The sequence below is a fragment of the Polaromonas sp. AET17H-212 genome (assembly GCF_002379085.1).
In the GTDB taxonomy this organism is placed as follows: domain Bacteria; phylum Pseudomonadota; class Gammaproteobacteria; order Burkholderiales; family Burkholderiaceae_C; genus Polaromonas.
Genome location: NZ_NBZW01000040.1, coordinates 17,924 through 27,118 on the forward strand (window position 1 = coordinate 17,924; position 9,195 = coordinate 27,118).

7 protein-coding genes are annotated in these 9,195 nt (G+C 65.6%); 1 reads left to right on the forward strand and 6 read right to left on the reverse strand.

Annotation, left to right across the window (positions count from 1 at the left end):
• Positions 1-919: 919 nt before the first annotated feature.
• Positions 920-3,739 (forward strand): DUF349 domain-containing protein, encoded by a 2,820-nt coding sequence (locus B7G53_RS20700; protein ID WP_096671256.1) that lies wholly within the window; start codon positions 920-922, stop codon positions 3,737-3,739.
• 94 nt (positions 3,740-3,833) lie between these two features.
• Here the strand turns inward: B7G53_RS20700 and B7G53_RS20705 are convergent, their stop codons facing one another.
• The 6 genes from B7G53_RS20705 to B7G53_RS20730 all read right to left on the reverse strand — a co-directional run bounded on the left by B7G53_RS20705 (position 3,834) and on the right by B7G53_RS20730 (position 9,009).
• On the reverse strand, positions 3,834-4,616 hold the full coding sequence (locus B7G53_RS20705) for a zinc-dependent peptidase (RefSeq protein ID WP_096671258.1): 783 nt from the start codon (positions 4,614-4,616) through the stop codon (positions 3,834-3,836).
• A 10-nt stretch (positions 4,617-4,626) separates the two neighbouring features.
• The gene (locus B7G53_RS20710; protein ID WP_096671260.1) at positions 4,627-5,418 is read right to left on the reverse strand and encodes a UDP-2,3-diacylglucosamine diphosphatase; all 792 of its coding nucleotides are present in this window, start codon (positions 5,416-5,418) and stop codon (positions 4,627-4,629) included.
• A 35-nt stretch (positions 5,419-5,453) separates the two neighbouring features.
• A complete protein-coding gene (locus B7G53_RS20715; RefSeq protein WP_096671262.1) occupies positions 5,454-5,963 on the reverse strand; it encodes a peptidylprolyl isomerase in 510 nt (169 codons plus the stop codon).
• Between the two features lie 6 nt (positions 5,964-5,969).
• A complete protein-coding gene (locus B7G53_RS20720; protein ID WP_096671264.1) occupies positions 5,970-6,578 on the reverse strand; it encodes a peptidylprolyl isomerase in 609 nt (202 codons plus the stop codon).
• Positions 6,575-7,870: a L,D-transpeptidase family protein gene (locus B7G53_RS20725; RefSeq protein ID WP_096671272.1), complete on the reverse strand. Its 1,296-nt coding sequence runs from the start codon at positions 7,868-7,870 to the stop codon at positions 6,575-6,577. The genes B7G53_RS20720 and B7G53_RS20725 overlap by 4 nt, the downstream gene beginning before the upstream one ends.
• Before the next feature lie 68 nt (positions 7,871-7,938).
• Positions 7,939-9,009: a nuclear transport factor 2 family protein gene (locus B7G53_RS20730; protein WP_096671266.1), complete on the reverse strand. Its 1,071-nt coding sequence runs from the start codon at positions 9,007-9,009 to the stop codon at positions 7,939-7,941.
• Between the last annotated feature and the right edge of the window lie 186 nt (positions 9,010-9,195).

Genomic DNA, 9,195 nt, shown 5'->3' on the forward strand with positions numbered 1-9,195 from the left:
GACAAGGGCGCAAAGCTGTAAACCCTCAAGAAAATGGCAATCGCGGGCTGATTTTTGATTACAAATTTCGACTTGCGCCGAGGGCGCCTGAGGTTTAACCTGCAATTGCTTGAGTATTTCAAGCATCAGCCGGGTAACCAACCCCGGTCAAACTGAGAGCAATCACTTGCTTTCATCGCACTGGAGACGATCTTCTCTTCTTTGCGAAGCCCGACGGCATGAGCATCACGCTCGCCGTCAACCCCGGTCGGCTCGCTGCCCGGGGTTTTTATTTTGGGGCTGGCCTTTTCGCCCAATCAGCCATTGACCTTTTTCCTGCGCGTTCAAGACTCAAGGCCTATGCCCGGCCATGAACTGAAACGCAATTTCTCCCGACGCTCCGTTCCAGTCACTTCGAGTCCCTTCCCGGCTGCGGGGCCGGAAAGCAGCGTGTTTTCCCCGGGGCGCTCCAATGGAAAATCGCGCGTCTCCGTCTCTATGTCTCTATATAGAGGCGCTGTCGCCTCACCGGTCGCCCACGCCATCGAGGTCGATGGGCTGGCCTTGTCACCCATCTGGGCAGGACCTGCGTCGTGAACTGGCCTGTTGGCCGGTCTGGCGGTCAGGGACCACCTCTCCGCCGGCGGTGTTTCGTCCGGAACGCTCTTCCCGGGCGTGCCCCAAAACGCGCTCGCGGACATCAAATGGACACCGCGCGCCGAACTTAATTTGGCGCTGCCGTAAAAACAGCGAAAATAGCGGCATTGCTTTATTTCTGAAGCTTGGGTCGGGGTCGCGGATATCTGTCCTGTGGCTCCTCTTTTTTACGCCGGTCCCGCCTTGTGCCTGCTGATGCCGGCAGGCTGTAAAGCCCCAAGGGCAGACCTGCAATGTCCTGATCCCTGAAGATCCCCCCGCTTCGCCGGTCCTACTTATCCATATGCTGCGTTTCCCCATGTCCAAATCTGCCAAGCCCGAAACACCCGCCGTGAAAACGCCTTCCACCAAGAGTGCCGACAGCCATCCGCTCGATGGCCTGACGGGCGGGGCTTTCTCCGCGCCCACGTCGGGCGAACGCACCGCGCGCATTCGCGAGTGGCTGGCCACCAGTCCCACGGTCGAGCAGATGGCCGAGGTCTACAAGGACCTGGCCAACCGCGACAAGGGTGCGGCCAAGCCGCTCAAGGAAAAGCTCGACGAGGCCAAGCGCCTGAAAAGCCAGGAAACCGTGGCGGCCGAATGGGCTGAAAAGGGCCAGGCCCTGCTGGCCCTGAAAAAGCTCAACATGGCTGACGCCCTGGCCTGGCAGCGTGATGCCGCCAAGGCCGGTGCACCGCTGTCGCGCGAGCCGCTGGCCGGGCTGAAGGCCCAGCTCGCCGAACGCGTCAAGACGATTGAAGACCTGCAGCACCGCGCCCAGGTGCAGCGCGAGGCCGCCGTGCTGATTGCCCAGCGCATTGAAGTGCTGTCGACCAAACCCTGGCGTGACGCACAAGGTGTGTGGGAAGCCCTGCGCGCCGACGTGACGCACTGGCAGGCCCAGGCCGACGAACTCGCGCAGGACACCAACTGGCCCAGCGTGGACGCCAAGTTCGCGCCGCTGCTCGACGCCTCGCGTGGCCAGCTGCTGGCGGTGTGGGAAGCTTTTCAGGGCGCGTTGTCGCTGGCCGTCGCGGCCGCCGAAGACGCCGCCGCACCGCTGCCGGCGGTGCCGGTCTGGGCCGATGAATTGCGCAGCGCCCGCGGCACGCCGCGTGGCGGCGAAGCTGCTGCCGGCGAGCAGCCCGCGCGTGCGCCCAAGGTCAAGATCGATCCCGCCGTGCTCAAGGACATGCGTGAAAAATCGGCGGCCATCGTGCAGGCCGCGCTGGCCAAGCTCGAGCATGAAGTCACCGAAGGCCATGGCAAATCCACGCCCAAGGTCGCGGCCGAGCTGCGCCAGGCGCTGAAGGAAAACATCCGCAACATCGACAGCGCGCTCGAAGCCGCGGCGCATGCCGCATTGACGGCGGCCGGCGAACTCGAAGGCTGGCAGCGCTGGCGTGCCGACCAGATCCGCGAGGAACTGGTGGCCAAGGCCGAAGCCCTGGTGGCCAAGCCCCTGGGCGGGCGCAAGCAGCAGGAGGCGCTGCGCACCATGCGCGAACTCTGGAAAACCAGCGACCAGGGCGGCATCCCGAACCACGCGCTCTGGAAGCGGTTTGACGACGCCTGCAACGAAGCCCACAAGGTGGTCGAGGCCTGGCTCGAGAAGGTCAAGGAGCAAAGCGAGGCCGTGAAGGCCGAGCGCCGCGCGCTGATCGACGAGGTGCAGGCCTGGACCGAGGCCAACAAGGGCAACACCGACTGGAAGTACCAGATTCGCTGTCTCAATGGTTTTGTCGAGAAGTGGACGGCTGCCGGGCACCTGGGCGAGAAGGCCTTTGCCGAGATCCAGCCGCTGTGGAAGGCCGCGATGGATGCCGCCGATGCGCCGCTGAAAGCCGCACGCGCCCAGAGCCTGGCCCACCGCAAGGCCATGATCGAGGAAGCGCAGGTGCTGGGCGCCGAGCCGCAGCTGCACATCGACGCCGTCAAGGCGCTGCAGCAGCGCTGGCAACACGAAGCGCAGGCGGTGCCGATCGAGCGCAAGCAGGAGCAAAAACTCTGGGACGCTTTCCGCAAGCCGATCGACGACGCCTTCCAGCGCAAGACCGCCGAGCGTGAAAAAGCCGCGTCGTCCCTGGGCGAGCATGACCGCCTGGTGCTCGAGCTGTCCAAAGCCCTGGACGCTGCCAACGCCACCGGCGACGTGCAGAAAATCCGCACCGCGATGGCCGACCTGGAAGCCGGTTTGCGCGGGCAGTTCAAGCCGGCAGCACCGGCTGCCGCGGCAGCGCCTGCGCCGGCCGAAGTACCTCGGGGGTCGGAATCCGATCAGGCGTCAGCGCCCGATGCACCTGCGCCGGCTGCTCCTGAAACAATAGCGAAAGAAGAGGTCCCGGCCGAGGCCGGAGCCGAGCCTGAAGCAGCGGCCGAGCCCGCTGCGGAAGCAGAAGAAGCTGCACCAGCACCGGCCGCACCGCCGCCCAAACCCGCCAAACCGGTGGTGGCCATGCGCGGCGATGACCGCCCCGGCATGCGCAAGGCCGAAGCTGCGCCCGCCGGCCGCGGCGGCAAGTTTGGCGACCGCAAGGACGCGCGACCCGGCGGTGGCAAGCCCGATGGCCGCGGCAACCGGCCGGCCGACAACAAGTTCGAGCCTTACCGCCCCGAGCGTGAAAGCCGTTTCAGCGACAGGCCGGCCTATGAAGAGCGTGGGCCGCGCTTGGGCGACGCGGCTTTCCGCGCACAGCGCGAGGCCTTCGAGCATGCCCAGCAGGCGCTGCGCAAGCTGTCCGAGCAGGCGCACGGCGAGGTGCTGACCCACCTGCTAACCGCCTGGGAAAAGCGCGACCCGGCGCTGCTGCCGGATGCCCAGGCCCTCGGCAAGCTGGTGACGCCGGCCACGCGCAGCGCGTGGATGAAAGCCCTGTCGTCGGCGCCCAAGGGTGATGCCGCAGAAACCCTGCTGCGCCTGGAAATCGCCGCCGAGCTGCCGACCCCGGCCGAACACATCAGCGCGCGCCGCATGTTGCAACTGGTGCTGCTGACCAAACGCAACGACCCGGCGCCAGCGCAGACCTGGGGTGAAGACACGGCCAAAGTGCTGGCCACGCCTTATGACGCGGCGCATGTGCGGCGTCTGCAGAATGTGCTGAAGGCACTGATCAAGCGCTGAAAAAGTGGGATCCTTGCGGTGTCGTCTGGGCCGCCCGGCGCGCCGCCAGGAAAGGCAAGTTAGCTATCAATTAAATAGCTGAGTGCGCCCGAACCTAAAGGGCTGCAGGCCGATTGACCTTGAAGAATTGGTCAAATAGCGCGGTCAGTGCCGGAAAGTCCTGCGTGAAGCGCGCGCGGTTCACGAAGTAGGCTTCACAGCTCACGGCAAAAAATTCTGCCGGCGCCGTGGCGCCATAGGCGTCCAGCCAAGGCGGCTCGCCGCCGAAACGCTCGGCCATGGTGACCTGTTCGCGAAAAGCATCGTAAGCCGGCTGCATCACCGCGTGCCAGGCCTTGTGCGCGGCGCGGGAGGGCAGGGGCGGGCAGCCGTCGGCGGCGCCGTCCTTCATGTCTATCTTGTGGACGAACTCGTGGATCACGACGTTGTAGCCGTGGCCGGCCAGCGCGCCAGCCGAGGCCACGTCCTGCCAGCTCAGCGTGACCGGGCCGCGCTCCATGGCTTCGCCGGACAGTACCTCGCTGTAGCGATGCACGACGCCGCTGGCGTCCTGCATTTCCCGGCGCGCGATCATCTGCCCGGGGTGAACCACGATGCCGACAAAGTCGCTGTACCAGCCCAGGCCCAGATGCAGCACCGGCAGGCAGGCCTGCGCGGCAATCGCCACCGCCATCTCGTCGGTGACCACCAGGCTGTGTGCACCGGTGAATTCCTTGTGCGCCAGAAACTCGCCGACCAGGCGGCGCAACTGCAGCCGCTCTGCCGCCGGCCGTTCGGCCAGAAAAGAATGGGCGGCCAGCGTGGCCTGCCACAGGGCATCGGGGATGGTGTCGGCGCGTGGCGTGCGTCCGAACAGCTGGCGCAACCAGTTTGGCATGGGGTGTGGATTACAACAGCGGAATGCGGCGCAGGCCGGTCGCCGTCAGTCGCAGCACTTCCGCGCGTGGCACGGCGGCGGCGGCGTCCCAGTCGCTGAGCACCACGCGTGAGTAGCCGTGTCCCAGGTCGTGCACCGCCGGCCGGTGGGTGTGGCCGTGGATCAGGATCTGGGCGTTGGCGGCTTCGAGTTGCTCGCGGGCCGCGTTGCCGTCCACGTCGGCATAAAGGGCGCCGGACTGCTTGCGCGCTTCGCTTTGTTCGCGCAGGCCGCGTGCGATGGCCTGCCGCTCGGCCAGCGGCCGGGCCAGAAAGCTGCGTTGCCAGGCGGGGCTGCGCACCTCGCGGCGAAATTGCAGGTAGTCCACATCGCCCAGGCACAAGGCGTCACCGTGCGAGAGCAGCCAGCGCTGGTGGTTGAAGGCCAGCACGGTCGGGTCGGCCAGCAAGGTGGTGTGGCACAGCGCCATGAGGCGCGGACCGACCAGAAAGTCGCGGTTGCCGTGCATGAAAAACAGCGCCAGCCGCCCGGCCGTCTGGCCGAGCAGGCGGGCGCAGCGGTCTTCGAAGCTGTCTTGCGCGCCCCCTTCCACACCGACGGTATCGTCACCGACCCAGACTTCAAACAGGTCGCCCAGAATGAACACCGCGTCGGCGGGGGTGCTTTCCATGTAGTCGCGCCAAGCGGCAAACGTGCCGGCATCACCCGCCTGCAAATGCAGGTCGGAAATGAAATCGACCGTGCCCCAGGACGGCGGCGCCTGGAGCTCCGCAATCCGGGGAACGGTCGACGGGATTTTCACGGGCTGAACTTGAACGCGCTCAGTCCAGACGGAAATCAGGCCAGCGCGACGGCTTTTTCGATCACCACGTCGGTCTGCGGCACGTCGTCATGAAAGCCCTTGCGGCCGGTCTTGACGGCGGCGATCTTGTCGACCACGTCGGTGCCGCCCACCACCTTGCCGAACACCGCATAACCCCAGCCCGACGCGTTGGGCGCGGTGTGGTTCAGAAAGGCGTTGTCGGACACGTTGATGAAAAACTGCGAGCTGGCCGAGTGCGGCGCATTGGTACGCGCCATGGCCACGGTGTAGTGGTCGTTTTTCAGGCCGTTGTTGGCTTCGTTTTCGATCTCGCCGTCGGTGGGCTTTTGTTTCATGCCGACTTCAAAACCGCCACCCTGGACCATGAAGCCCGGGATCACGCGGTGGAACACCGTGTTGTTGTAGTGGCCCTTGTTGACGTAGTTGAGGAAGTTGGCCACCGATTTCGGCGCCTTGTCCTGGTCGAGTTCAAGGGTGATGACGCCGTAGCCGGCAATGTGGAGTTCGACTTTGGGATTGCTCATGATGGGTTATTTGACCAGGGTTGCAGAGTTGATGAGGATGGGTGTTCTGGGCACGTCGCTCGGGAAGGGGCCGCTCGGGCCGGTGGGCGTGGCCTTGATCTTGCCGACCACGTCCATGCCGCTGACCACCTTGCCGAACACGGTGTAGCCCGGGGACTGGGCGCTCGGGTTCAGGAAGTCGTTGTCCCTGACATTGATGAAAAACTGCGACGAAGCCGAGTCCGGGTCGTTGGTGCGCGCCATGGCCAGCGTGCCGACCACGTTTTTGTCGCCGCCTTTGGCCAGCGCCTCGCGCCCTTCATGCGCCACTGGCGGCCGTGTCGGTTTTTGCGCATAGCTGGCATCGAAGCCGCCGCCCTGGACCATGAAGTTGTCGATCACGCGGTGAAACACCGTGCCATCGTAGTGCTTGTCCCTGACGTACTGAAGAAAATTGGCGACCGTTTTGGGTGCCTTGTCGGGGTAGACCTCGACGACGAAATCGCCGGCGCTGGTCGCAAACCTGACCTTGGGCGCGCCGGCCGCGCCTTGCGCCCAGGCCTGCCCGGCCACCAGGGCCAGTGTTGCGATCGCCAGGCAGGCGCGCCGGCCGATGGCCTTGTTGCTGAAAGTCATCCAACCACTCCTTCAAAAAATATTTTCCATTGCTTGCCCTGGCGCATCCAGTACTGGCGCCGGACCGGGCCCGTGCGCGAGCCGCTGAGCACCTCGCCAAAGGTTACCACCATGGTGTCGGTGCTGTCGGTCCAGCGCAGGTAGGACACATCCTTGAGCTGCACCGTGCGGCCGCGCTGTTTGCCGGCTTCGGTACGCAGCTGGGCCGTCCAGTCGTCGCGGGTCTTGCCGTAACTGTTGAAGTCGCTGCTGTACAGGCTGCTCAGGGTGGGCAGGTCGCCGACCGACTTGGCCTGGTGCCAGCTGTTCAGCGCCTCCTCAAAGGACCTGCTGTCGGCCTTGATGCTGTGCGGCGCCACCCACTGCAGGCTTTGTGCAATCACCACCGGCGTGGTGCGCACTTCCACGGTGCGGATGATGCGCTCCAGATCCGGATTGGCCAGCACGACACAGCCGTCGCTGGCCTGCGGCGCGCGTGAAAACTGGGCCGGCGGTGTGCCGTGCAGCCAGATGCCGCTGCCAGTCTTGCCGCGCTTGAGGTCCAGTGCATTGGGGTAGTTGATCGGCAGGGCGCCCGAGCCGTAAAAGTCTTTCAGCGACTTCGGGTCCAGGTTGCTGGTGACGAAATAAATCCCCAGCGGGGTCCGCGAATCACCCTCGACGGATTTTTCGATGCCGGATTTTCCCACCGAGATGTAGTAGTCGCTCACCAGCTTGAGACCGGTGGCGGTGTTTTCAAACAGATAGAGCCGGGCCCGCGAGGCGTCCACCGCGATCGCATGTTTGTTGCGCGGCGACAGCGCCAGGAACTGCGAGGGAATGGTGCCCGGCGCCGGCCGCTCTTGCAGCGCCTTCAGCCGCATCAGGGATTCCTGGCGCAGCTCGGCCAGCGTGCTGGCCCCGGCTTTGGCCGCGCCCTCGGACACGTCGCCCGGCGCGCGCAGCGGGCGGGAGCGGGCCGCCAGCAGGTCGCCATAAACCAGCTGGGCCAGCTGGAAATTGGGATGGTCATCGACCAGGCGCTCGGCCTTGACCAGGGCCTCGCGCCCCCTGGCCTGGCCGGCGAGTTTGTAGATCTCGATCAGGCGGGCTTCGGCTTCGCCGTCCTTGACCGCCGGCCGCACGGCCGCCCGGGAGGGCGCTGCACCGCGTTTGTCGGCCGCTGCGCTGCTGGAGGAGCGGGTGGTGGAGGTGGTGGCATGGGGCTTCCTCTTGTCCGCGCTCTGGGCCGGCGCGGGGCCGCACATCACCGACAGTGCCGTGACGAGGAGGGTGGCGGATGCCCGTTGCATGAGTGAGGAGTCAGGGGCCGTGGGAAAGGTCAGGCAAGTGCCAGGGGTGCGCACGCAGCGGGCGGCCATCAACCGCCGGTGGATTCCCTGACGATGAGCCAGCGTTCGCCGGCCTTGGCCATGTCCAGTGTCTTGCGGCTGGAGATGTTGAGCGCATCGGCGCTGTAATCCTGCCTGAATTTGGCGGTGGCCTTGCTGCCCTTGACGTCGACCGACAGGTTGTTGATCTTCACGCTGATCTTTGACTTGCCGACGATGCGGTTGCGCCGCTCTTCTTCCCAGGCCTTGCGCGACTGGTTGCCAGGTGTGTCGAAGTCCTTGGCATAGGTGGCCAGGTAAGCGGTCATGTCCTTGCCGGACCAGGCGTTGGCCCAGGCCCTGACGGTGGCTTCCACTTCCTTTTCGGCGGCGCTGACCGGTGTGGCCGCGGCCGGTGCGGGCGACGACACCGGTGCGGCGGGTGCCGGGGCCGCAGGGGCTGGTGTTGCCGGCGCAGCAGGCGCCGGGGCTGCAGGCGCTGCTGGCGCAGGTTTGGCCGGTGCGGCGGGTGTCTGGGCCGTCACGGGCGCGGCCGGTGTCGCCGCAGCCGGCTTCTGGGCTTTGGCCTCCGGCGTGAACAGGGTGCGGATCAGCGCCAGCTTGGGCGGCACGGCACTGTTGCCGCCGTCGAGCTGCAGCGCCTTGCTGTAGGCCTGGCTGGCCAGCTTGGCATACACGTCGCCCAGGTTTTCATGCGCGGTGGCGTAGCTCGGGTTGGTGCGTATGGCCATTTCGAGGGCGGCCCTGGCCTTGTCGAACTGGTTCTGGCCGGCGTAAAGCACGGCCAGGTTGTTGTAGGGCTCGGGCAGCTCCGGGTAGTCCTGGGTGATCTTGGTGAAGGTGGTGATGGCGTCGTTCGGCTTGCCGGCTTCGGTCTGGATCACGCCCTTGATGAAGCGCATCTGCGGGTCGCGCGGCTTGGTGGCCAGGTACTTGTCGGCCCTGGCCATGGCTTCCCCCAGCTGGCCCGCACGCACGAGGGCGTTCACCTCGGTGTAGTCGTCGGCATGTGCGGGCGGCACACACAGGGCCGCGACCAGAGCCAGCAAGCGCAGGGCAGTCGGCAGCGCCTGGTTTGAAAAATAAGCTGACTTGGACATATTTCCTCTGGAACGCATGGAGTGGCTGGTATCAAACCAGGAAACGAAGAAGCCGGCTGTGCAGTGGGCTGCATGGGCTCTTCCTGGCTGGCTATACTGGATGATTGTATCTGAGGGGTATAGTTTAAGCTTCCTCTTCCGGAGCCGCTTTCCCCTTGCTGATGCACCTGATGACCCGCCCCCGCC